At 68.0% G+C, this 23,782-nt stretch carries 18 protein-coding genes; 15 read left to right on the top strand and 3 right to left on the bottom strand.

Annotated elements, in window-relative coordinates; genetic code table 11:
• Window positions 1-25: 25 nt before the first annotated feature.
• The 6 genes from DIZ26_RS25930 (at window position 26) to DIZ26_RS37985 (ending at window position 7,688) form a co-directional block, all read left to right on the top strand.
• Complete coding sequence (locus DIZ26_RS25930; RefSeq protein WP_198676286.1) at window positions 26-3,838, top strand: phage tail protein; 3,813 nt, start codon at window positions 26-28, stop codon at window positions 3,836-3,838.
• A 50-nt stretch (window positions 3,839-3,888) separates the two neighbouring features.
• Window positions 3,889-4,677, top strand: coding sequence for an eCIS core domain-containing protein (locus DIZ26_RS25925; RefSeq protein ID WP_112246013.1), 789 nt, complete (start codon window positions 3,889-3,891; stop codon window positions 4,675-4,677).
• A gap of 287 nt (window positions 4,678-4,964) precedes the next feature.
• Window positions 4,965-6,518 carry a phage tail sheath family protein gene (locus DIZ26_RS25920; RefSeq protein WP_112246010.1) on the top strand — a complete coding sequence of 518 codons (1,554 nt, stop codon included), beginning with the start codon at window positions 4,965-4,967 and terminating at the stop codon, window positions 6,516-6,518.
• Between the two features lie 41 nt (window positions 6,519-6,559).
• Window positions 6,560-7,003 (top strand): phage tail protein, encoded by a 444-nt coding sequence (locus DIZ26_RS25915; protein ID WP_112246009.1) that lies wholly within the window; start codon window positions 6,560-6,562, stop codon window positions 7,001-7,003.
• Entirely contained in the window at window positions 7,003-7,533 is a 531-nt protein-coding gene (locus tag DIZ26_RS25910; protein ID WP_232828598.1) for a hypothetical protein, read from the top strand. Before DIZ26_RS25915 ends, DIZ26_RS25910 begins: the two co-directional genes overlap by 1 nt.
• On the top strand, window positions 7,530-7,688 hold the full coding sequence (locus DIZ26_RS37985) for a DUF6760 family protein (RefSeq protein WP_166678503.1): 159 nt from the start codon (window positions 7,530-7,532) through the stop codon (window positions 7,686-7,688). Before DIZ26_RS25910 ends, DIZ26_RS37985 begins: the two co-directional genes overlap by 4 nt.
• Before the next feature lie 21 nt (window positions 7,689-7,709).
• Here DIZ26_RS37985 and DIZ26_RS25905 read toward each other — a convergent pair whose 3' ends face one another.
• On the bottom strand, window positions 7,710-8,024 hold the full coding sequence (locus tag DIZ26_RS25905; RefSeq protein ID WP_112246005.1) for a hypothetical protein: 315 nt from the start codon (window positions 8,022-8,024) through the stop codon (window positions 7,710-7,712).
• A gap of 757 nt (window positions 8,025-8,781) precedes the next feature.
• On the opposite strand from DIZ26_RS25905, the gene DIZ26_RS25900 reads away from it, so the two are divergent.
• The 8 genes from DIZ26_RS25900 to DIZ26_RS25865 are packed head-to-tail and all read left to right on the top strand — an operon-like array spanning window position 8,782 to window position 16,447.
• Window positions 8,782-10,275, top strand: coding sequence for a hypothetical protein (locus DIZ26_RS25900; protein WP_157979816.1), 1,494 nt, complete (start codon window positions 8,782-8,784; stop codon window positions 10,273-10,275).
• Window positions 10,276-10,300: 25 nt separating this feature from the next.
• Window positions 10,301-10,741, top strand: a complete 441-nt coding sequence (locus tag DIZ26_RS25895) for a phage tail protein (RefSeq protein ID WP_112246000.1) — start codon at window positions 10,301-10,303, stop codon at window positions 10,739-10,741.
• Window positions 10,741-11,478 carry a CIS tube protein gene (locus tag DIZ26_RS25890; protein ID WP_112245999.1) on the top strand — a complete coding sequence of 246 codons (738 nt, stop codon included), beginning with the start codon at window positions 10,741-10,743 and terminating at the stop codon, window positions 11,476-11,478. Before DIZ26_RS25895 ends, DIZ26_RS25890 begins: the two co-directional genes overlap by 1 nt.
• On the top strand, window positions 11,478-13,229 hold the full coding sequence (locus DIZ26_RS25885) for a VgrG-related protein (RefSeq protein ID WP_112245997.1): 1,752 nt from the start codon (window positions 11,478-11,480) through the stop codon (window positions 13,227-13,229). Before DIZ26_RS25890 ends, DIZ26_RS25885 begins: the two co-directional genes overlap by 1 nt.
• 10 nt (window positions 13,230-13,239) lie before the next feature.
• On the top strand, window positions 13,240-13,521 hold the full coding sequence (locus DIZ26_RS25880) for a PAAR domain-containing protein (RefSeq protein ID WP_112245994.1): 282 nt from the start codon (window positions 13,240-13,242) through the stop codon (window positions 13,519-13,521).
• Window position 13,522: 1 nt separating this feature from the next.
• Window positions 13,523-13,957, top strand: a complete 435-nt coding sequence (locus DIZ26_RS25875) for a GPW/gp25 family protein (RefSeq protein WP_112245992.1) — start codon at window positions 13,523-13,525, stop codon at window positions 13,955-13,957.
• 1 nt (window position 13,958) lies between these two features.
• A complete protein-coding gene (locus tag DIZ26_RS25870) occupies window positions 13,959-15,905 on the top strand; it encodes a putative baseplate assembly protein (protein WP_112245989.1) in 1,947 nt (648 codons plus the stop codon).
• Window positions 15,905-16,447, top strand: coding sequence for a phage tail protein (locus tag DIZ26_RS25865; RefSeq protein WP_112245986.1), 543 nt, complete (start codon window positions 15,905-15,907; stop codon window positions 16,445-16,447). Before DIZ26_RS25870 ends, DIZ26_RS25865 begins: the two co-directional genes overlap by 1 nt.
• On the opposite strand, the gene DIZ26_RS25860 is transcribed toward DIZ26_RS25865, so the two are convergent.
• Together DIZ26_RS25860 and DIZ26_RS25855 are read right to left on the bottom strand one after the other, a co-directional pair.
• Complete coding sequence (locus DIZ26_RS25860) at window positions 16,413-19,184, bottom strand: AAA family ATPase (protein WP_112245983.1); 2,772 nt, start codon at window positions 19,182-19,184, stop codon at window positions 16,413-16,415. The two genes, DIZ26_RS25865 and DIZ26_RS25860, sit on opposite strands and share 35 nt — an antisense overlap.
• A 35-nt stretch (window positions 19,185-19,219) precedes the next feature.
• A complete protein-coding gene (locus tag DIZ26_RS25855; RefSeq protein WP_157979815.1) occupies window positions 19,220-21,283 on the bottom strand; it encodes an NlpC/P60 family protein in 2,064 nt (687 codons plus the stop codon).
• 118 nt (window positions 21,284-21,401) lie between these two features.
• Here DIZ26_RS25855 and DIZ26_RS37555 point away from each other — a divergent pair, with 118 nt between their 5' ends.
• A complete protein-coding gene (locus tag DIZ26_RS37555; RefSeq protein WP_157979814.1) occupies window positions 21,402-23,774 on the top strand; it encodes an Hsp70 family protein in 2,373 nt (790 codons plus the stop codon).
• The last annotated feature ends 8 nt before the right edge of the window (window positions 23,775-23,782 follow it).

Here is a 23,782-nt window from a genome sequence, read left to right as displayed (position 1 = left end):
TGGCGTTCCACCTGGGTTGCTGGCGTTGCAGCGGAAGGCTGGGAACGCCGCGGTCAACGCGTTGCTCGCTGGGAAGCTCAAGTCGCCTGGTGGTGATGCGGCCGGGGAGATCGACGCGGCGCTGGTGGAGATCCAGCGGGATGAGCCGGCTATCGACACGGTGGAGAAGGGGCTCAAGGCGGCGAAGGCGGCCGGCGTACCGGTTGATCTCGAAGGACCGAAGCCGCCGGCTTCGGCGCTCGCGGTGACGACGACCGGGTTCGGGCCCGAGTCAGTCGCGCCGAAGAAGGCGGTGCCGCCGCCGAAGCCCGTACCGGCGGTCAGTCCGTTGGGGAAGGCAGCTGCCAAGCCGGTCAAGCCTCGTGGTGGCAAGGGGGGCAAGGGCGGTGGTGGTGGCGGTGCGGCTGGTGGGAGTGGAGCAGGTGGTGGCGGGGCTGGGGCTGCTGGGCCGGCTGGACCCGCGCCGCTTTCGGGGGCGCAGCTGCTGGAACCGCCGGTGCCACCTACCGGCGTACGGCCTGAGCAGGATCCTGCCTTCACCGCTGTCACCGGGGGTGTGAAGGGGGTCGCGAAGGCGAAGCGGGCGCATCCGCCGGCGGCCTCGAAGGCGAAGGAGGCGCAGGACGCCGCGCTGGCGCCGACCGACGACCTCACCGGGCAGGCCAAGGCTGCCAAGGCCGACACGATGGACGCGCAGCAGGCTGGGACCTTCGACAAGAAGGCGTTCATCGCGGCGGTGAAGACGGCGATCGAGGCCAAGTCGCCGAAGACGCTCAAGGAGGCCGACGACTACAAGGAGTCCGGCAAGGCCGGCGAGGTCAAGGGCGAGATCAAGGGGATGGTCGGCCAGGGCAAGGAGGGCCAGGCCAAGGACATCGAGACCGCGACCGCCGCGCCGCCGGACATGTCCAAGGGGGTTGCCAAACCGGTCACGCCGATGGAGACCGAGGATCCGGGCCCGGTGGCCGCGATCCCGGCGGCCGGGGCCGCGCCGAAGGTGGCACCGCCCGAGCAGACCAATCTGGCGGCCGGTAAGAACCAGGCCAATCAGGAGATGGCCGAGGGTGAGGTCACCGACCAGCAGTTGGCGCAGTCGAACGAACCGCAGTTCCAGGGCGCGCTGGCCGACAAGCAGACCGCTGCGGCACATGCGGATACGGCACCGGCGGCGTTTCGTGCCGAGGAGCAGCAGGTCATCCAGCAGCACAAGACCGAAGCGACCGCCGAGACGAAGACCGGCGTCGCGGGAATGCAGGGATCCAAGGCGGCCGCGCTCGCCAAGATCGTCGCCGACAAAGGCAAGACCAAGTCCAAGGACGAGGCGAAGCGCGCCGAGGTCACCACCAAGATCCAGAGCATCTTCACTGCCACCGAGACGGACGTGAAGGCGACCCTGGACAGCATCGATCCGCTGGTGGACGCCGAGTTCGAGAAGGGTGAGAAGCAGGCCCGGACCACCTTCGAGAACTACGTGGCGGCCAAGATGTCGGCGTACAAGGAAGACCGGTACGGCGGCTGGCTCGGTGGACTGCGCTGGGCGAAGGACAAGCTGGTCGGGATGCCGGACAAGGTCAACGAGTTCTACGTGGCCGGTCGCGAGCTCTACCTGCAGCAGATGAACGGCGTGATCTCTCGGGTGGCCGACATCGTCGGGGCGGGGCTGACCAAGGCGAAGGTCCGGATTGCGGCCGGCCGGGGCGAGATCGCGGCGTACGTCAAGAGCCTGCCCGCCGACCTGCAGAAGGTCGGGTCCGAGGCGGCGAAGGAGATCGGGGACAAGTTCGCAGACCTCGAAGGCGAGGTCGACGCCAAGCAGGACGCGCTGGTCGACTCGCTGGCGACGAAGTACAGCGAGGCGCGCAAGGGCCTCGACGACCGGATCGAGGAATTGCAGGCCGAGAACAAGGGCCTGGTGGACAAGGCGATCGGCGCGATCAAGGCCGTCATCAACACCATCCGCGAACTCGTCGGGATGCTGAAGAACGTGCTCGCCCGGGTGGCCGGCGTGGTCGGCGAGATCGTCAAGAACCCGGTCGGCTTCCTGTCCAACCTGATCGACGGGGTCAAGGGCGGCATCCTCAAGTTCAAGGACAACATCCTCGACCACCTGCGCAAGGGGCTGATGAGCTGGCTGTTCGGGGCGCTGGCCGAGGGTGGGGTGACGCTGCCGGACAAGTTCGACATCCGCGGCATCCTGCAGTTGCTGCTGTCGCTGTTCGGTCTCACCTGGGCCAATATCCGCAACCGGCTGGTGAAGAACATCGGTGAGCCGGCGATGGCGGCGATGGAGAAGGGCGTCGAGATCTTCCAGAAGCTCCGCAGCGAAGGGATCGCGGGGCTGTGGCAGATGCTGATCGAGAAGCTCGGCGACATCAAGGAGATGATCCTCGAACAGGTGAAGGACTTCGTCATCACGAAGATCATCACCGCCGGGATCACCTGGCTGATCGGGCTGCTGAACCCGGCGGCCGCGTTCATCAAGGCCTGCAAGCTGATCTACGACGTGGTGATGTTCTTCGTCAACAACGGCAGCCGGATCCTCAAGTTCGTCAACACCGTCATCGACTCGGTGGCCGACATCGTCAAGGGCAACGTCTCCGGCGTCGTCAACAAGATCAACGACGTCCTCGGCCAGATGGTCCCGATCATCATCGGCTTCCTCGCCAGCGTCATCGGCCTGGGCGGCATCGGCCAGAAGATCCGCGAAATCGTCGAAAAACTCCAAAAACCAGTCAACAAGGCCCTCGACTTCGTCATCAAAACCGGCCTGAAGCTCGCCGGCCCCATCATCCGAGGCCTCAAGGGCCTGGGCAAGAAGGCCAAGGCGAAGATCGCCGCCGGCAAAGCCTGGGTCAAGGGCAAGGCCGAACAGGGCAAAGCCTGGGCCAAGGGAAAGATCGCCGGTGCCAAAGAGAAACGGGGGCTCGGCCCCAAGGAGGTCAAGGCGGCAGCCAAGGCCAAGGTGCTGAAGCTGCTCGGCACCGGGATCACCGCGAAGGAGCTCAGAGCGAGATTGCCCGGCATCCTGGCCGAACTCGCGCCACAGGGATTGAAGCGGCTGGAGTTCACCGGCGGGGACGGCGTACAGGGAGAGCTCGTCGCCGAGGCGAGCCCGCTCGAGGTTCTCTGCTTCCTGATCCCGGAGTACCTCAAGCGCGAGGACTCCCAGTCCTTCGATCAGAAGCCCCGGCAGGCCGCCGTCCGGATGAAGGTGACCTTGGAGCTCAGCGAGGCAATCAGTGGAAGCGACCTCAACGCGGGGAGCCCCGAGACCCAAAAGATCGATCAGCTCAGCAAAGGGGGCCGGCGACGGAGAGGAGCGAATCAACCTGACCTGCCGTCCGAGGTCGACGTGTACAAGCTTCCGCCCATCACGGAACGCGGCAAGCTCGTGGGCGGGGGACTCATCGCGGCACCGGCTGAAGGCGCGACAAAGGTCGAAATGGTCACCTTCAACACCAGCGACAATCCGAGGTCGGGCAGCAACGCGACGCACGCGGAGGCCCAGCTCGCGAGTTGGCTCGATGCCAACCCGCTCCGGCACAAGATCGTCGGCATCAAGGCTGAGATCAACATGAGTCCCTGCACAATGTGCGCCGACGATCTGCGACAGGTGACCGTCCTGACGCCGAATGCCAAGATCCGGACGTTGACCTGGGAGAAGCCGTACGTGCGCGAACCGCGACCCGGGGTGCCGGACACCAGCACCACCACGGCGTCGCTCCAAAGCATCAAAGGCTGGATCGTGACTCCGGGGGAGGTCCCTGGTCAGCCGGCTGCGCCCTCGCCGGAAGAGGCCAAGATCGTCGCGGTTCCGCCGATCAGACGCCGACGGTGACCAGCAGTGCGACGAGGCAACAAAAGCCAAGAAGTCTAGGAGGAACTGTCATGCGGGAGCACGGTTTCGACTCCGAGGAGTCGGCCCTTCGGCCGAAGGCCGGACGGATTGATGAGCAGGTTTCGGATCAGCAGGGGAAGGCGGCTGTTGAGGGGCGGACTGATGTTTTGGGTGGGGTTGGGATGTTGGGGTTGCAGCGGGCGGTGGGGAACAGCGGGGTGACGGCGATGGTGGAGGAGGAGCGGTCGCCGGTACATGACGTTGTCTCGTCTGGGGGGCGGCCGCTGGAGCCTGAGGTCAGGGGCGAGATGGAGGGGCGGCTGGGGCATGACTTCTCGGACGTGCGGGTGCATGACGACTCGGCGGCGCACGATTCCGCGAAGGCGGTGAATGCGCATGCGTACACCGTGGGGAGCAATGTGGTGTTCCAGCGGGACAAGTACGACCCGGGGTCCGCTGATGGGAAGACGATGCTGGCGCACGAGCTGACGCATGTGGTGCAGCAGCGGAGCGGGCCGGTGGACGGCTCGTCCGCGCCGGGCGGGATCAAGGTGAGCGACCCGTCGGACCGCTTCGAACGCGAGGCGTCGGCCAACGCCGAACGAGTGATGGCGGCGCCCGCGCCGATGGCTGTGAATGCGCCTGGAGTCCAGCGGCACGCCGAGGACGAGGCCGATGTGCAGCGGCACGCGGAGGACGAGGCCGATGTGCAGCGGCACGAGGAGCACGAAGACGACGTACAGCGAGCCGAGGCGCCGGCCGAGGAGGAGAAGGAAGACGAGGTCCAGGGGGCTTTCGTCCAGCGGGATGAGGAAGAGGGCAAGGAAGAAGAGGAGTAGCCCGCGGCTGGTCGAGGGATGGCGTATCGCCAGACAGGCAATGTGTTGATGTCTGGGCAGATCCCGCACGCTCGCTAGGCGGCGGGACGTGGGTGCCGGGGCGTCCGGCGGGTGTACTGCCTGGCTGGGCGATTCTTGCTGGGTCTTGCACGACCCGGTTGCCCTTCGTAGCGCGGATCGCTTCCCCTTCGGGCAAAGGGGTTTGCCCTTGTCTGCGGCCGGTTGGGCGGGTGGGGGTGGCGGGCTGGAGGTCAGGCTGGAGGAAATCCTGATCGAGGAGGGGCAGCATGCCGACGTACCTGTCACCAGGTGTGTATGTGGAAGAAGTCGAATCGGGCGCCCGCCCGCTCGAAGGTGTCGGTACGGCGGTGGCCGCGTTTGTCGGGCTCGCCGAGGACGGCCCCTTCAACACCGCGACGCTGGTCAGCAACTGGACGGCGTTCACCGATACGTTCGGCGGCTTCGTGGCCGGCTCGTATCTGGCGCAGGCCGTTTACGGGTATTTCCTGAACGGCGGCGGGAACTGTTACGTCGTACGGATCGGTGGTGGGGCCGATGCCGCTGACGGCAAGGGTGCGCGGGGGCGCAAGGAGTTGCCGGCCGGGCCGCAGGCGATGCTGGGACGGTTCCGGGTGGTCGCGCTCGACGCGGCCCAGGCGCCGGGCGAGGTGAGTGTCGAGATCGCCGACGCCGGCGGGGAGAACCCGTCCGACGACATGTTCAAGATCGTGGTTAAGCAGAACGGCAACCAGGTCGAGGAGTTCGACCGGCTGACCGTGTCGCGCGGCAAGACCAACGTCGCCACCGTGGTGAACGCGAACTCGAAGCTGATCAAGATCGAGGAGATCACCGGTGCCGCGCTGGAGAAGCCGGCGCATGGTGAGGTCGCCCTCAACGCGCCGCCGCCGGCGCCCGCAGTACCGTCGCCGCGGTTGACCGCCGAGGACTATGTCGGCGATGTGTCCGACCGGACCGGGTTCGGTGGGCTGGAGGCGGTCGACGAGGTCACCATGCTCTGCGTACCGGACCTGATGAGCGCCTACCAGCAGGGCTCGATCGACCTCGAGACCGTCCAGGCGGTCCAGCTGGCGATGCTCGCGCATTGCGAGTTGATGGGCGACCGGATCGCGATCCTCGACTCGCCGCCCGGGCTGAACGCCCAGCAGGTGAAGGAATGGCTGGTCGACAAGGCCGGCTACGACTCGGCGTTCGGGGCTTTGTATTACCCATGGATTAAGACGGCCGACCCCGCCACGGGGCAGCTCGGGTTCATGCCGCCGTGCGGGCACATGGCCGGGATCTGGGGGCGCAACGACGACACCCGCGGCGTCCACAAGGCGCCCGCGAACGAGATCATCCGGGGCGCCGTGAGTCTCGAAGTACAGATCACCAAGGCCGAGCACGACCTGCTCAACCCGGTCGGCATCAACGTACTGCGGACCTTCCCCGGCCGCGGCAACCGCGTCTGGGGCGCCCGGACCCTGTCGTCCGACCCGGCCTGGCGCTACCTGAACGTACGACGGTTGTTCAACTACCTCGAGGAGTCGATCCTCAGCGGTACGAACTGGGTCGTGTTCGAGCCGAACGACGAGGCACTGTGGGCCCGCGTACGCCGTACGATCTCCGCCTTCCTCGTGAACGAGTGGCGCAACGGCGCCTTGTTCGGTCAGACGCCGGACGACGCGTTCTTCGTCAAGTGCGACGCGGAGACGAACCCGGCCGAGGGGATCGACGCCGGCCAGGTCGTCTGCGAGATCGGGGTCGCGCCGGTGAAGCCGGCCGAGTTCGTCATCTTCCGGCTGTCGCAGTTCTCCGGCGGCACCAGCCTGGTCAGCGAGTGACCACCACCATCCAACGAGTCGAGCGGGAAAGGTAACAAATCATGGCTCTTCCGGACATGGACTCCGGTGTCGGTCACTCCTTCGGACTGGAGTTCGACGGCATCCAGATCAAGAGCATCACCGAGATCAGCGGCCTGAAGATGGAACAGGACGTGATCGAGCTCAAGGAGAACGGTGCCGACGGCAAGTATGTGATCAAGAAGCTGCCCGGTCGCTGGAAGGCGCCGGAGATCACGCTGACCCGTGGGTTGTCGTCGGACACGAGTTTCGACAAGTGGATCAAGGATTCGCAGTTCGGCAAGATGGGCGCGGTCCGCAAGGGTGGCGCGATCATCGTGTACGACTACGAAGGCGCGCCCCTCAAGCGGTACAAGCTCACCAACGCGTGGCCGAAGAGCCTCGAGATCGGCACCATGAAGGCCGGTGACACGTCGGTGATGACCGAGAAGCTGGTCGTCACCTGCGAGCGGCTCGAGGTGGAGTGATGCGCCGCACCACGTCCGCCACCCTCGATCAGTTCACCCCGCCGGGCGCGGGAATGGTTGCCGACGGCACCGGTACTGCGGGCGCCGGCGCGGCCGGGTCGCGAGAGGGTGCCGCGGCTGGGGCGCGGGAGGGTTTCGCGGCTGGGGGCTCGGCCGATGTGTTGCGGACCGAGTTCCCGTTCGTGCTGCCGCGCGGGTACGTCGACTCGGCGGGCGTGGTGCATCGAGACGGCGTGATGCGGCTGGCAACGGCTCGCGACGAACTGGTGCCGCTGCGGGACGACCGGGTGCGCGAGAACCCGGCGTACCTGACGGTCGTTCTGCTCGGTCGCGTCGTGACCCGGCTCGGTAGTCACACCGACATTCATGCCGGGGTGATCGAGGACCTGTTCGCGGCGGATCTCGCCTTTTTGCAGGACTTGTATCGCCGGGTGAACCAAGAAGGGCACACCCGGGCCGGGGTGAACTGCCCGGAGTGCGGGCACGCGTTCGCCGTCGACCTGGCCGGTGGTCGCCTGGGGGAATCGTGACGTACGCGCCCGAACAGCTCTACACCGAGGTCGCGTACGTCGCCTACCACTTCCACTGGTCCCGCGAGGAGATCCTCGACCTGGAACACCCCGAACGCCGCCGCTTCGTCGACGAGATCGCCGCACTGAACACCCGCGCCAACTCCGGAAGGTGACCCCATGCGCTGGCCCTTCCGTCACGCTGACCGGCCGATGCCATCGGTGTCGTCGGGCATTGGCGCGAGCGGTGCCGGGTCGGCGGCGGAGGCGATGCCATCCGTGTCGTCGGTGACTTCGGTTGCCGAGGGCAACGGCAGTGGGTTGGTGGACGGTGCCTCCGGGGGTGAGGCATGGCGGGGGTTGCCGCCGTTGCAGCGGTCGGTGGCGGACTTGGCGCCGATCGCGTCGCCGGGTTCGTTTCGTGAGTCGTTGGCCGCGCACCAGGATCCGCGGTTTCTGGCGCCGCTCGGGCATTCGCTGACGGCGGACGCGCCGGCCGGCGAGATCAGCAACTACGCCCAGGCTGCACCGGTTGAACAAGTCCGCGAGTTCCCACTGCCGCCGAGCGCAACAAGTTTCGGCTCTGCGACCAGCGGCGCTCCTGCTGCTGTACAGCGCGCGGTTGAGGGAGATGCCGCCGGCTCGGTCGCAGTTCAGCGGACGTCCGAGGGGGATGTCGGTTCGGTCGGGGTCCGGCGGGCGTCCGACGGGAACACCGGTTCGGTCGGCGTTCAGGGGGTGTTCGAGGGGGATGTCGGTTCGGTCGGCGTCCGGCGGCCGTCCGAGGGGGATGCCGGTTCCGTCGCCGTTCAGCCAGTGTCTGAAGGGGATGTCGGTTCGGCCGGGGTTCAACGAGTGGCCGAGGAGGGTGTCGGTTCCGTCGCGGTTCAGCGGGCGTCCGAGGGTTCTGTGCGGACGTTTTCGTTGCCGTCGAGTGCAAGTGCGGCGGGGCAGCTTCCGGCGATCGAGCTGCGGCCTACGCCGGTGGTTGCTGTACCCGCGAGCTCGTCGCCTGCTGGCGAGTTGCCAGTAGTCGCTCGGGTGGTTGAGTCGCCGGAGGTTCATCGTCACGGACCTTTCGGTCATGAGGCTGGGGCGAGCATGGTGGGGCCTGAGCGGTCGGCTGGGGTGGCTGCTGAGGAGGTGAGTGCGTCGAGTGCCGAGAGGGTTGACGGGCAGGTGCCGTTGATCGGTTCGGCGGAGGCGGTTGGTCAGTCGGCTTTTGTTTCGGCCCTGGGTGGTCCACAACCTGAGCCCGAGGAGGAGGTTGTGCAGCGGTCGGTCGAGCTCGGTGCAGCAGCCGCTCCGGTGGTGCAACGAGCCGGGACGCTGGATGCCTCGATGCAGCACGATCAGGCGAGCAGCCCGTCGGAGCCGTACACGGTGGGGTCGGTGCAGCGCGCGGTGACGCCGACCGCTCCGATCCAAGGAGAGCTGACCATAAGCCCGGTGGTGCAGCGCGACGCGGGAGTGAGCGATGTGGTGCAGCGCGGGGCGGAGACCAGCCTGCCGCTGCAGCGCGCGGCGGGGCCGAGTGGTGTGGTGCAGCGTGACGCCGACGTCAGCGTGCCGCTGCAGCGTGATCCGGGGGCGAGCGCGGTCGTCCAGCGTGACGCTGGGGTGAGTGCGGTGGTGCAGCGTGATGGCGGGGGCGGCCTGCCAGTGCAGCGCGATGCTGGCCTGAGCGCGGTGGTGCAGCGCGGCGCCGGGGTGAGTGCGGTGGTGCAGCGTGACGCCGGGGGCAGCCTGCCGGTGCAGCTTGGCGCGGTGGTGCAGCGTGATGGCGCGGGTGGCGGGGCGGTGCAGGGCGCGGTGGGGATGAGTGGGGCTGGGCAGCAGGGTGCGGAGATGGGCGTGCTGCAGCGTGGTGGGGCGGTTGGGCCGGTGGTTCAGCGAGTAGGTGTTGCGGGTGTGGGAGGACAGGGTGAGGTTGCGCTTGGTCCTGTAGTTCAGCGGGCGGTGGAGGCTCACGGTGTGGCGCAGCGCGCAGGGGAGCCCGGGGTAGAGCGGCCGCTGGTCGGCGAGTTGGCGGTGGGCGGTGGGATGCAAGCGGAGTTTGCTGTTCAGCGGGTGTTTGTGGGTGAGCAGGCGACTCGGCCGGCGGGGGAGCTGCAGCGGGAGGTTGGTGGTGAGCAGCGAGTCATGCCGAGGGCTGAGTTGTTGTGGCCGCCTCGGGAGACTGCGGACAGAGGCAGTGTGGTGCCGTTGTCGAGTGCGGAGCCGTTGACTGTGCCGGAGGTGCAACAGCCGACTAATGCGGGCAGTGTGCCGCCGGCTGTGCAGCGGGTGGTGTTTGATCATCCCGGTCTTCGTGCGCCGAGCAGTGGTCGAACGACTCCCACGCAGCCGACCAAGCCCACCGAAGTACAAGCGCCTGTTGAGCAACCCGAGGAGCGGGTGTTGTCGTGGTCGGTGGAGGATAGCTTTCACGAGGAGCCGGTGGTGCAGCGGGTCGAGAGTGTGCGGTCGGTGTCTTTGCAGCAGATGTTCAGCGGGGCTGCGTCGACGCAGGAGCAGCCGACAGAGCAGTACGCAGTACAGCGGGACGAGGCGCCCGCAGCAGAACCGACGGCCGCGCAAACCGTAGTACAGACAGCGCCGACAGCACAGGCACAGGCACAGGCGCCGGCGGGGGGCAAGAGCGTTAGTGCGGCCGAGGTGGAGGAGTTGGCCAAGCGGTTGTACGAGCCGTTGACCGCGAAGTTGAAGGCTGAGCTCTGGCTGGATCGCGAGCGGGCCGGGCGGGTGACTGACAGATGGTAGGACCGAGTGCAGTGGGGGTGGCGGGATGAATCCGCAATATCCGGAACCGGCGGTGACTGTCTGCTTCGGCGTGACCATCGACGACAAGCGGCTGGGTGCGTTCAACAGCTGTGAAGGACTCGGCCTGGAGATCGTGCTGGAACAGCGCGAGGAGGGCGGCCAGAACGGGTTCATCTGGCAACTGCCGACCCGGATCAAGTACACGAACATCAAGCTCACCAGGCCGCTGTGCCAGGACACCACCGAGGTGATGGCCTGGCTGGCCAGCATGACGTCGGGGGTGAAGCCGTCAACGGGCAGCATCACCGCGATGACGGCAGCGCTCAAGCCGGTCGCGACCTGGAAGCTGGACGGCGTGATCCCCGTGAAGTGGAACGGCCCTGGGCTGAACCTCGATTCGCCGAAGGTGGCGATGGAGACGCTGGAGATCGCCCACCACGGGTTCAAGGCCGAGCGGGTGGCCTGATGACCAAGCCGATCGCGCTCAAGGCGTCCGGTGGTGCGGGCAGTTCGGCGCCCGCCGAGGACAAGAAGTCGTTGCAGAAGGCGAAGTTGAAGCTGTTCGACTCAACCAAGGCCGGCGGCACGGATCGCGGCGAGATCCCGTTCCAGTTCAACCCCAAGGAGGTGACGATCCAGAAGTCGGCCAAGTGGGAGCGGAAGCCCGCGAAGAAGGCGAAGTCGGCCGGGTCGGTGGAGTTCAACGGTGCCGAGCCGTGCAAGCTCACCGTCGAGATGTTCTTCGATGCCTCAGGCAACCAGGACAACAGCGTCGTCACCGCGGTCGAGAAGCTGTTCAGCTGTTGCGTTCCGACCGAGGAGAGCCGGGGCAAGGACAAGCCGACGCCACCGCTGGTGATGCTGCAGTGGGGCAAGATCGCGAGTTTCCCGGCCTTCGTCACGTCGGTGAACGTGAAGTACACGCTGTTCAGCTCAGAAGGCGTCCCGATCCGCGCGGTTTGCAGCGTAGCGATGGAGGAGATGCCGAACGAACCGTGGCGGCAGAACCCGACCTCCGGAGGGCAGTCCGTACGCCGGTCACACCGGATGATCGATGGCGACACGCTCGCGTCGCTGGCCTACGCGGAGTACGGCGACCCCGGCATGTGGCGGACGATCGCGCGGTACAACGGGATCGACGATCCGATGCGGCTGCCGAGTGGCTCGGTGGTCGTGTTCCCGGGTGCCGAGGAGCTGGTCTGATGTCGATCGTCAACAGCTGCCTGATCGAGATCAACGGGACCGCGCTGCCCGACGACCTGGTCAACCTGCTGAGCACGATCTACGTCGACGACAGTCAGCGGTTGCCGGATCTGTTCGAGATCAGGTTCCGCGACGGCGACCACACCGTGCTGGCGAAGACCAACGCGAAGATCGGTTCGACGGTACGGATCTCGGTGCTCGCCAGTACCAGCCAGACGCCTGCCCTGCTGATGGCCGGTGAGATCACCGCATTGGAAGCCGAGTTCGACACCGGTGGTTCGTTCACGGTGATCAGAGGGTACGACCCGGCGCATCGGCTGTTCCGAGGACGCGGGACCGGGAGCTACCTGCAGATGACGGCGTCGGACATCGCGCAGAAGGTGTCCCAGCGGGCCGGGTTCACCAACGGCACGATCAAGTCGACGACGACCGTGTTCGAGCACGTGTCGCAAGCGGGCACCAGCGACTGGGAGTTGCTGGACGCGCTGGCGGCGGACTCGGGGTACGAGGTCTCGGTCCGCGACGGCAAGTTCAACTTCGGCCCGCCGGCGACCGCAGCCGGTGCCCCAAGCAACGAACAGAACCCGCTGGTGCTCAAGCTCGGCACGGATCTGCTCAGGTTCCGTGCCGTGCTGACCTCAGCGGGACAGGTGAAGGAGGTCGAGGTCCGCGGCTGGGACACCTCGACCAAGCAGGCGCTGACGACCAGGCGGCCGGCCAAGACGACCGGGGCGGAGCTGCCGCAGGCGAGTCCGGCCGAGTTCGCGCACGCCTTCGGCGACAAGGTGTACGTCGCGACCGACGTACCGCATCGGACCCAGGCCGAGGTGGACGCGGCCGCTGCTGCGATCGCGGAGGAGCTGGCGGGGTCGTTCGCCGAGTTCACCGGTGTTGCCCAAGGCAACCCATCTCTCAAAGCGGGCGTCGCGATCACCGTCGACAACCTGGGGGCGCCTTTCGACGGCAAGTACACCGTGACCACGACCAGGCACCGGATCGATCCGACCACGGGGTACACGACTTCGTTCGCGGTCACTGGTGCCCATGACCGCAGTCTGCTCGGCCTGACCGGCTCGACCGCGGCCCAGCGGGCGCCGACCGGAGTCGTCATCGGCCAGGTCAGCGACAACAACGACCCCGAAAAGCTCGGCCGCGTGAAGGTGATGTTGCCGTGGCTGTCGGACGACTACGTGAGCGCGTGGGCCCGGACGGTCCATGCGGGTGCGGGCAAGGACCGCGGCACGCTGATCATCCCCGAGGTCGGCGACGAAGTACTGGTCGTCTTCGAGCAGGGCGATCTGCGCAGGCCCTACGTCCTCGGCGGTCTCTACAACGGCGTCGACAAACCGGATGCCCAGGGCATCGATCCGATCGACTCCGGTTCGGGCGCGGTCAACCGGCGATCGATCGTGTCCAGGAAGGGCCATCGCATCGACCTGCTCGACCAGGACGGCCAGCACGAAGGCATCACGCTGGCCACCGGCGACGGCAAGCTCAGCGTGACGGTCGACTCGACCAGTACGACGATCACCGTGCACGCCGACGGCACCGTCAAGATCGAAGGCAGCAAAGGCATCGTGATCGACGCCGCCGCCGCCAAGCTCGAACTCAAGGGTGGCGAGGTCTCGGTCACCGCCACCGGCAACCTGCAGCTCAAGGGCGCCAACACAACCGTCGAAGGCAGCGCCAACACCGAGGTCAAGGGTGGCGCGCTGTGCTCGGTGTCGGCCGCCATGGTCAAGATCAACTGAGGAGACAGTCATGCCCGCAGCAGCCCGGGTCGGCGACCCGACCGGACATCCGGGGGTGATCGGGCCGCCCGGCGTACCGACCGTGCTGATCGCCGGGATGCCCGCGGCGACGGTCGGTACGCCGCACATCTGCTCGTTCCCGCCACCGGCCGTGCACCCGCCGAGCGTGATCGCGCCGCCCGGTTGCCCGACCGTGCTGATCGGTGGCATGCCGGCCGCGCGGATGGGCGATACGGCCGCTTGTGGTGCGCCGATCGTCATGGGCGCACCGACCGTCATGATCGGAGGCTGAGATGAGTACCGACTTCATCGGCGCCGGCTGGGCCTTCCCGGTCAGCACGGACGCCACCGGCGGGATCGCCCTGGTCGCCCGGGAACGCGAGATCGAGCAGGCGATCCGGCTGATCCTCGGCACCGCCCGGGGCGAGCGGCCGATGCGGCCCGAGTTCGGTTGCCGGATCCACGACCACGTCTTCGGTCCGGCGAACGCGGCGACCGCGGGACAGATCGCGTACGACGTCCGCGAGGCCCTGGAACGCTGGGAGCCGCGCATCTCGGTCGAGGACGTCGGCGTCGGCTACGACCGGATCGACCACGGCCGCGTGCTGGTCGACATCGGTTACGTCATCCTCGGAACGAACGACCCGCGCAACCTGGTCTTCCCGTTCTACACGATTCCGGACGAAGAGATCGCCGGTACGACGATGCCGGCCGAGCTGGGGGTCTGACATGCTGCCCGCGCCGAATCTGGACGACCGGACCTTCCAAGGGCTGGTGGACGAAGCGAAGCGACTCGTCCAGCGGCGTTGCCCCGACTGGACCGACCACAACGTGTCGGACCCTGGGGTCACGCTGATCGAGGCCTTCGCGCAGATGGTCGACCAGCTGATCTACCGGCTCAACCGCGTGCCGGACCTCAACTACGTGAAGTTCCTCGAGCTGATCGGCGTCGAACTGCGGCCCCCGGCGGCTGCCCGCGGTGGCGTGACATTCTGGCTCTCCTCGCCCCAGCCCCAACGCGTGCTGGTGAGAGCCGGGACCGAGGTCGCGACACCGCGGACCGATATCCACGAGCCGATCGTCTTCACCACGACCCAGGAGCTGGAGATCATCCCCTGCTCGTTCTCGCGAGCCGGTGCCGCACCGGCCGACGGTACGCCGTCCGATCTCACCACCGCGTTGTCCGGCAAGAACGGATTCCCTTGTTTCTCGGAGGAACCGGTCCCCGGTGACGCGCTCCTGATCGGGCTGAGTGAGGCGGTGCCGTCTTGCGCGGTGACGATCCGGCTGGGCTGCAGTGTGTCCGGCGTCGGCGTGGATCCGCGGCACCCGCCGCTGGTCTGGGAGGCGTGGACCGGATCCGGTTGGAGCGAATGCGATCTCGACAAGGACGACACCGGGGGCCTGAACAAGCCGGGTGACGTCGTGATTCACGTTCCGCCGCAGCACGAGACGTCGATCATCGCCCGGCAACGGGCAGGCTGGATCCGGTGCCGCCTGCTGAGGGTGGACGACGGGCGACCGACGTACACGGCCTCGCCGCGGATCCTGTCCGCCTCGGCCTTCACGATCGGTGGCACGGTCCCGATGATGCATGCCGGGGTGGTCCGGCACGAGGTACTCGGCCGCTCGGACGGGACGCCGGGGCAACGGTTCGCGTTGAAGCGGCATCCGGTGGTGCTCTCCAACGAGCCCTGCACGGTCGAGATCACGGACGACGAGGGAGTCGAGACGTGGGAGCCGGTGCCGACGTTCGCCGACTCCACCGAGAGCGACCGGCATTTCCGGTTGGACGCATTCGCCGGTGGCATCCAGTTCGGCCCCGCGGTACGGACGGCCGACGGGGGACTTCAGTACTACGGGAAGACGCCGCCCTCGGGCAGCAGCGTCGCCATCTCGGCGTACCGGACCGGTGGTGGGCGGCGCGGCAACGTCGCGCGGGGACAGGTCCGGGTGCTCAAGTCCAGCGTCCCGTACGTCGCCCGGGTCGAGAATCGGGCGGCGGCGATCGGTGGAGCGGATGCGGAGACGCTGGACGAGGCCAAGGTCCGCGGACCGATGCTGCTCAGGTCACGGGGACGCGCTGTCACGATGGAGGACTTCGAGGAGCTCGCGCGCGAGGTCGCCTCGGATGCCGCTCGGGTGCAGTGCGTCCCGGCGACGGAGGCGGCCGATGCCGGCGGGATCCGCATCCTCGTCGTACCGCATGTGTCCGGCGATGTCGTCGGACGGATCCGCCGGGACGACCTGATTCCGCCCGAGGACATGCTCGAGCGGATCACCCGGACGCTGGACGAGCGGCGCCTGGTCGGGACGCGGCTGCTGGTGGCGCCGCCGGAGTACGTCGGGCTGACGGCCGTGGTCGACGTGAGCGCACGGTCCCGCTTCGAACCGGAGGAAGTGAAGGAGGGCGTCCTCAAGGCCCTGTACGACCTGCTGCATCCGTTGACGGGTGGGCCGGACGGGACCGGCTGGCCGTTCGGGCGGTCGGTGCAGTCGCACGAGGTACACGCTGCGCTCGCCCGGATCCCAGGGGTCGACATGGCTCAGGAGATCAGCGTGGCGCTCTTCCCGGCAGACCCGGTGACCGGGCGTCGGTCGGCGCCCGTGCAGCGGCTCGACCTACCGGCTACTGCTCTCGTGTTCTCCTACGAACACCAAGTGCGGGTGCGCTGATGCGCGGCGCACTGCGGGACCTTCCGAGCCCGCATCCGCTCGGCGAGACGCTGCCCTCGATCTACCGGACGGATTCGTTCACGCAGCAGCTCTGTGCGAGCTTCGACGACGTACTGGCGCCGGTGATCGGCGCGCTCGACAACCTGCCGGCGTACCTGGATCTCGGTACTGCACCTGAGGACATGCTGCCCTGGTTGGCGCATTGGATCGGGCTGGCGGTGGATCGCGGTGACGACCCAGCACGCCAGCGTGAGCTGCTGCGCTCGACCAGTGACCTGCACGGTCGTCAGGGGACACGTCTGGGCATCGAGCTGGCGGTCAGCGCAGTACTGGGCGTGCGGACCGAAGTAGTCGAGTCAGGTGGTGCCAGCTGGTCGGTGGACCCGACTGATCCGTTGCCAGGCGAGCCGCTGCCTGCCGTCGTAGTACAGGTGTTTCCGGTGGCAGGCCAGGAGATCGACGAGCAGCGCTTGAAGGACGTGGTGGCAGCGCTCAAGCCGGCGCACGTCATCCATCGCGTCCAGATCGTCCCCGCGGACTGAGGGGAGCCGCCAGCTCTGCACAGATCCTGGCGTGCTCGCGACGGGTCGCGGCCGCAGCGGTCGGATCGCCTTGCTCTGCTTGGAGATCGGCCAGCAGGAGCCAGGAGGAGTCCCGCAGCGAGTCCAGCTCGACAGCGCGGTGTGCTGCACGCAGGGCCTGGGCGTCCTCGGCCAGGCCGGCCACCTGTACTGCGGCGTCGGCTGCAGCTAGTCGGTAGCGTTCCCGCTCGGCCAGTACCCACTCAGCAGCGCCCACCTCGGGTAGCAGCTCACCGACGTACAGATCGAGTACGCCGGACCAGTCCGCCAACTTTCCCGAGCGCCGGGCCTGTCGCAGCTGCTCCTCGAACTCGGTGAGGTCGATCCAGGTGCCCGGAAGCACCAGCCGGTAGGCGTCGCCGTTGCGCTGGACTGCCTGGTCACCGAGCCCGACACCGGCCAGGCATTGCCGCACGTTCGAAGCGGCCACCTGCAAACGATGGGTTCCTGCGTCCGCGGGCGCATCCGGCCAGAGCGCGTCGATCAGCCGCTCCCGATGCAGGTCCTTCCCAGCGTTGATTGCCAACAGCAACAACAAGGCGCGGGCCCGCGGCCGCAACGGCGGCCAGTCCACGGCCTGTCCATCGAGCTCAAGGCGGAAGCCGCCCAGCGTGTACAACCGCGCAGCTCCCCGTACGGCGATGTTGGTGACCGGGTCGCTCTCGGCCAGCTGGCGGGCGTGGTCGAGGAGCCGATGGGCACCTGGTACGGCGGCGGAGCGGATCAGGCTCTCGGCCTCGGTCAGCTGCGCAGCCGTCCTCGGATGTCGCAGCCTGGCCATCGCGATCGCACCGAGCGCGAGCGCCCAGGCCTGTGGCACCCGCGCGTCGAGTCCGGCTGCCTCGGTCGCACCCCGGCGAAGCCAGTCGATCGCCGCATGGTCCTCACCTGCTGTCAGTTGTGCAGCCCCGATGAAGATTGCCATCAGCAACGATCCCCAGCGGTCGCCGTCGCGGTTGCAGTCGTCGACCATCGACGCGCAACCGTCGGGCCGCCAGTCATCGGGACGGGTCGCCAGCAGCACGGCGGCCTGTAGACCGCGCGCGACCCGGGCAAGCCAGGGGAGTTCGTCCAGCTCGGCAGAGAGCGCGATCTCCTCCAGCGGCACCTCGGCATGCGACCAGCTGCCGCGCGCGAGATCGGCCATCACGACCGCGATCGCCGCCCACAATCGCCCGGCATTGCGAACGGTCGAGTCCGCCGCGATCGGCATCAAGATGTCCCGAGCCGCGTCGAATTGTCCACTCAGCAAAGCGATCGTCCCGGCCGAGAGCGGGTCGACGCCGGCCTTCGCGTCCACCCCGGGCCCGAGCCCCGGCAACCGCCTGAGCGCTTGGCGGATCGCTTGCCCGGTACGCCGTACAGGAAAAGCAGGCGGTTGCGGCAGCCACACCTCGGCCTGGGCACGTTCGTTCGCACAGCGCGCCTGGAACTCGGGGTCGTCCAGCAGCGCCTCGGCATCGCGATAGGCAGTCACCGCGGCGCCTACCGACCCGGATCGGAACAGCCGCCGTGCCCGCGCCAACGCGAGCCAGGGGTCGTCGTCCGGCAGCCCGGAGCGCGTGACCCAGTCGTGCGCGACCGAGTTCCCTTGCTGCAACAGCCGCGCCACCGACGCCCAGTCGTCTGCCAGTGCGTAGGCCCGCATGGCCTCCCGTGGATGGTCGGCCTTCTCCAGCAGAGTCGCGCTGCGGGCGTGGATCTCCCGCGAGGCAGCCGCCCCCAACTCGTCGATGAGCAAACCTTCCAGATGCGTCTGCAGCACCTGGTGATACCTGTACGTCGCCCCGTCGTCCGTGGACGTCGTGAAGAACTGCAGCGCCTCCAACTCTTCCAGTACTGCGGCACTGCCGTGCTGTTCGAGCAGCTCATCGCAGAGCGGCCCAGTGAGCCTGCCTAGCGCACTGGTGACCAACAAGAAGTTCCGGCGCTCCGGAGCCAGGCCTGCCAACACATTGCGTGTCAGATAGGCGCGCACCAGCCGTGACCGGCCACCGAGCTCGGTCGCGGCCCGGATCCGCTCAGTGCTCGACTTCCCCATCGTGGCGAGGTGGAACAGTTGCAAGCCGGCAGCCCACCCACCGGTACGCCGGGTCAGCGCGGCAGCAGCCTCGGGCGACAGCGGTTGCCGATACACGGAGCGGAACAGCTCCTCGACCTCCCAGGACCGGAACCGCAGGTCGTCACTGTCCAGCTCCAGCAGGTCTCCGGAGACGATCAGCCGGGGTGTGTTCAGCGCGAGCGGCCGGCGCGAGCCGAGCAGCAGCCTCAGGTGCCGCGGCCGGAACTCCAGGAACCGCTCCAACGCGGCCTCCGCCGGGCTGCCGGCCAGCTCGTGCACGTCGTCCACGATCAGCTGAACGGGTCCGGGCACGCCGTTCTCGGTCGCGAGGATGAGGTCGTCGACCGTCGTCGAGGTGGACAGCGCCGCCGGCAACACCACCGACAGCGCCTCGGTCACGTGCCGGACGAGCGCGTCCTCGGTGCGATCCTCCGGACGCGCCCGGTACCAGGCTGTCGGCCGGAGCGGGGTCGCGGCGACCTGTGCAAGCAAGGTCGTCTTGCCCGACCCGGCCGGCGCCAGCAACAGTCCGACGCTCGGCCCCGTTTCGTCGAGCAGCGGACGCTCCAGCCGGACACGCGAAAGACCCGACGGCTCCGGTCGTCGGACCTTCTCCCTGAACACCACAGAACCCACGGCTAGCCCCCCGGCCTGGTGAAAGACACCAAGTCTCAGTGTGGAGCAATGTCGGGGGTCCCGCCCAGCCCCTCCGGCCCATGGATTCCGTCGGCACCGGGATCGAGGCCGTCGCCGACACCGGTCAGCATCCCGGTCCCGGCGTTCGCACCCAGGTCGCCGCCGAGACCGCTGTGCACCGGATCGGACCCGAACTGGACCTCGAGCGAGTCGCTGATCCCGTCGTGATCCGAGTCGAGCGCGGCCGCGTTCGTCCCTAGCGACAGCTCGGAGCTGTCGGACAGCCCGTCGCCGTCGGTGTCCATGCTGTGGGGGTTCAGCCCGGCCCTGGTCTCGTAGGTGTCGGTCAGGCCGTCGTGGTCGGTATCCACCACGCCACCCCGGATCACCTCGGCGAACTGGCCCTGCCCGCCGACCCCGGCGACGCCGGGAATCTTGCCCGGGTCGGTGCCGGCGGAGAGCTCGAACGGGTCGGACACCCCGTCGTGGTCGGTGTCCGCGCTCAACGGATCGGTGTGCGACTTGATCGCCTCGAACGCGTCCGGCAGCCCGTCCTTGTCGGTGTCGGCCGAGGTCGGGCTGGTGCCCGCCAGCTTCTCGAACGCGTCGGTGAGGCCGTCGTGATCGGTATCCGGTGGCGCGACGATCGACGTACCGAGATCGATCTGGTCGTAGTGGCTGACGGGGGTCGCGCTGACCGGCTGGAAGGACTCGGCCGCGTGGCCGGCCGGTGCCATCGACGAATCGAGCCCGGGGATCACGCCCGCGTAGTTGAACCGGTTGTGCGCGGTGAACTCACCCACGCCGTACTTCGTACCCTTGGCCTCGATCGTGCGGCCGTCCCCGAGACTGATCGCGACGTGCGCCCTCGACGGCCGGCCACCGCCCGGCGTGGGCTCGTCCGAGAAGTAGAACAGCAGCGCGCCCTTGGTGTGCATGGCCTGGTCGACCGAGATCAGCGAGTCCTTCTGCTTGAGGTCGAGGTACTGGTACATCGCGCCGTCCGGGATCTCCACCCCGGCCTGGTGCGCGGCCCACTTGGTCAGCTCGGAACAGTCGAACTTGTCCGGGTTCGGATCGTCCAGTTTCGCCCGGACGCCGAAGACGTACTTGTCGCCCTCCTGCGCCAGCGCGACATCGACGAACCGCTCCACCTTGGTCGAGCCGGCACCGGCCCCCGGCGTACCGGCCGCCTGCAAGGTCTGCAGCTGGACGCCTGTCTGCTGCATCGTCTGTTGCCCAGCGAACTGTTGCCCAGCGAGCTGTTGTCCGGCGAGCTGCGGTACTGCGGGTTGGGGTGGGCCGGGGATCACGCCGTCACCGGCGTCCGCGTGCTGCGGGTCCGATCCGTACGCGAGCTCGACCTTGTCCGAGAGTCCGTCGTTGTCGCTGTCCCACTTCAGCGGATTGCTGCCCAGCGACGCCTCAGTACTGTCCGACAGGCCGTCGGAGTCCCCGTCGGCCAGCAACGGGCTCGAGTGGCTGACGGCGACCTCGTACCCGTCGGTGAGGCCGTCATGATCGGTGTCGGCCACCTTCACGCCGGTGCCGGCCGCCTGCTCGAACGCGTCCGTCAGGCCGTCGTGGTCGCTGTCCGACTGCATCCCGACGACAGTGTGTCCGGCGTCGATCTGGTCGTACGTAGCGGGCTGCATCATCGCGGGATGCCCTGCACCGTTGGAGGAAGGCAGCGGCGGCGGCAGGTGAGAGCTGTACCCGCCGACTCCTCGGTCGTCGCCCTGCACGCCGGTGACGGCTTCCACCTGGTCGAGGTAGGTGCGGTAGTCGGCCGCGGTGCCCTTGTGCGAGTCGTGCGTCGTGGTCCACGGCCGCATGTCCGTGCCGTGGTTCGAGATCGCGTACGCCGCTCTTGCGTTCGCCCGCGGGTCGTTCAGGTCGCCGTACCGGCTGGCGCGGCCGCCGTCGGAGGCGACGTTGATCTGCCACAACCCCACCGAGTGCTCGCCCTTGTCGTTGAGCGCGCCGGTCCGGCCGCCCGACTCGGCCATCGCGATCGCGGTCCAGGTGGTTGCCTGCTGCGGCGTGAATCCCGCGGACAACGCGGCATCGTAGATTTCCGCGATCGACAATTTCGGCATCACAACCCCCTGCGATTTCCCCCGGTGGATCCAAGACCACTTTAAGGCTGTTGCCCTACGATGAGTGCACCGTCGGGCTGATCCATTCGGCCCGAGGGTGCTTATCCGAGGTGGGGGCATGGGATATCGGCTGGGCGTAGATCTGGGGACGACTTTCACTGCCGCGGCGATGCGCAACGGCGGTCCGCCGAGCATGCTCGGTCTCGGCAACCGGGCGCTGCAGATCCCGTCCGTGCTCTATCTGCAGGAGGACGGCCAGTTCCTGGTCGGCGAGGCGGCCGAACGCCGCGGCGCCACCGATCCGTCCCGGGTCGTCCGCGAGTTCAAGCGCCGGATCGGCGACCCGATCCCCTTGCTCGTCGCCGGTACGCCGTTCTCGGCGCAGGCGTTGTCCGCCCGGCTGCTCTCCTCGGTGGTCGCGACGGCCACCGAGCGCCGCGGCGCGCCACCGGACGAGATCGTCCTGACCTACCCGGCCAACTGGGGTGCGTACAAACGCGAACTGGTCGACCAGGTGATCGCCCTGGCCGACATCGGCCCGACCGTCACCTGCCCCGAGCCACAGGCCGCCGCCATCCAGTACGCCGCGCAGGCGCGCCTGCAGCCGGGTGACCGGGTGGCCGTCTACGACCTCGGCGGCGGCACCTTCGACGTCTGCGTGCTGGAGAAGACCGGCAACGGGTTCACCATTCTTGGCAACCCTGAGGGCATCGAGCAGTTGGGCGGCGTCGACTTCGACGAGGCCGTCTTCCAGCACGTCGTCGGCGCACTCGGCCCGGCGATGGAGCAGCTCGACCTGGACAGTCCGGAAGGGCGGACCGCACTGACCAGGCTCCGCCGCGACTGTGTGGAGGCGAAGGAAGCGCTGTCGGTCGACGTGGACACGATGATCCCGGTGACCTTGCCAGGCCGTAGTACGTCGGTCCGGCTGACCAGGGCCGAGCTGGAGACGCTGATTGCGCCCGCGCTTGAGCAGACCGTCGAGGCGACCGGCCGAGCCTTGCGAGCCGCCGGTACGACGAGCGACCAGCTGACCGCGATCGTGCTCGTCGGTGGCAGCTCGCGGATCCCACTGGTCAGCCACCTGCTGCAGTCGCGCTTCTCCACGCCCACGGCACTCGACACCCACCCGAAGCACGACATCGCCTTAGGCGCTGTGCAATACACGGACACTGCGGCGACTGCGCCTTTGGCAGCTGTCGGAGATACCGCATCACACCCAACAGTTGGTGGGCCCGCGGCAGCGAGCGGCGCAGCAGGGTCCGCGGTAGCAGGCGGCGGGGCAGGCGGCTCCGGTACGTCGCCTCGCGTGTTGCCGAAGCCGACCAGGACGCCGATCTCCAGCGAGACGCGTCGCCGGATCGCCATCGCGGCCGGGGGAGTGGCCCTGCTCGCCGTAGGTGTCTTCGTGGCGATCCAACTGGCGTCCGGCGACTCCACCGACAAAACGACTCAGAACCCGCCCGCCAGCGTCCCCACCTCGGTACTCACCTCGGCGCCGACATCAACCACGCCGTCCGTACCGGTTTCGACTTTGAAGGCTCTGCCGGTCGCGGCGGCTCCGGTCGGAGAGTCCGAACTCGTCATCCCGCTCCAGAAAGGCGACGGTCAGAGCCTGTACCTGGCCGACGCCGCCAACCCGGGCAAGGCCGTCAAACTCAGCCGGTTCGCCGGCAATTCGGCGGCCGGGGTCGACTCCGGGCCGGTGCTGTCGCCGGACCGCAAGTCGATGATCTTCACGCGCTCGGCGCCGCCTGCCAAACCCGCCTTGTGGGTGTCCGGAGCGGACGGCAGCGGCGCGCGTCCACTGTTCACGAAGACACCGGCGCAATGCGCGGACGGCATCACCCGCCCAGCGTGGAACAAGAAGGTGCCGACGCAGCTGGTGGTCGCCTGCCTCGCTGGCAAAACCAGCGGGCTCTACCTGGTCGACACCGATGGGAAGGTCCTGAAAGCTCTATTCAGCGCGAGCGGTGAAGGTGTCGGAGTCAGCGACCCCGCTATCTCGCCGGACGGCACCCGGGTCGCTTTCCAGGCGCAACGGGCCCGGCCCGTGCCCGGTGCCGCGGCAGGAACTGGTGTCTTCACGGTGCCGATGGACGGTACGCAGAAGGCTCGCGAGGTGACGACGGGCGCCGACGCGGACCCGGCCTGGTCGCCGGTTCTGCCGGGCGTGATCGCGTACCGGCATTTCTTGGCCGAGGGGTCGTGGGCGATCTTCCTGACCAACGTGGACGGCTCGACCGTGCCCTGCAACCGGGCGCTGGTGAGCAACCCGCTCGGCGGCGGCAAGCTCTGCCAGTTCACCGACGGCAGCACCCTCGACCAGGACCCGACCTGGTCCCCCTCCGGCGACCAGATCGCCTTCCGCCGCGGCCAAGTCACCTCAGCCCGCATCTACCTAGCTTTCCTGGACGGCCGCCAAGCCCCCCGCCCCATCTGGACCGCAAACCCCGGCAACCAAAGCGCCTCAAGCTGGACCGCCCGCTAACCACCCCT

The organism is Kribbella monticola (assembly GCF_003261635.1).
GTDB lineage: Bacteria > Actinomycetota > Actinomycetes > Propionibacteriales > Kribbellaceae > Kribbella > Kribbella monticola.
This window is presented reverse-complemented; position numbering and strand designations above follow the sequence as displayed.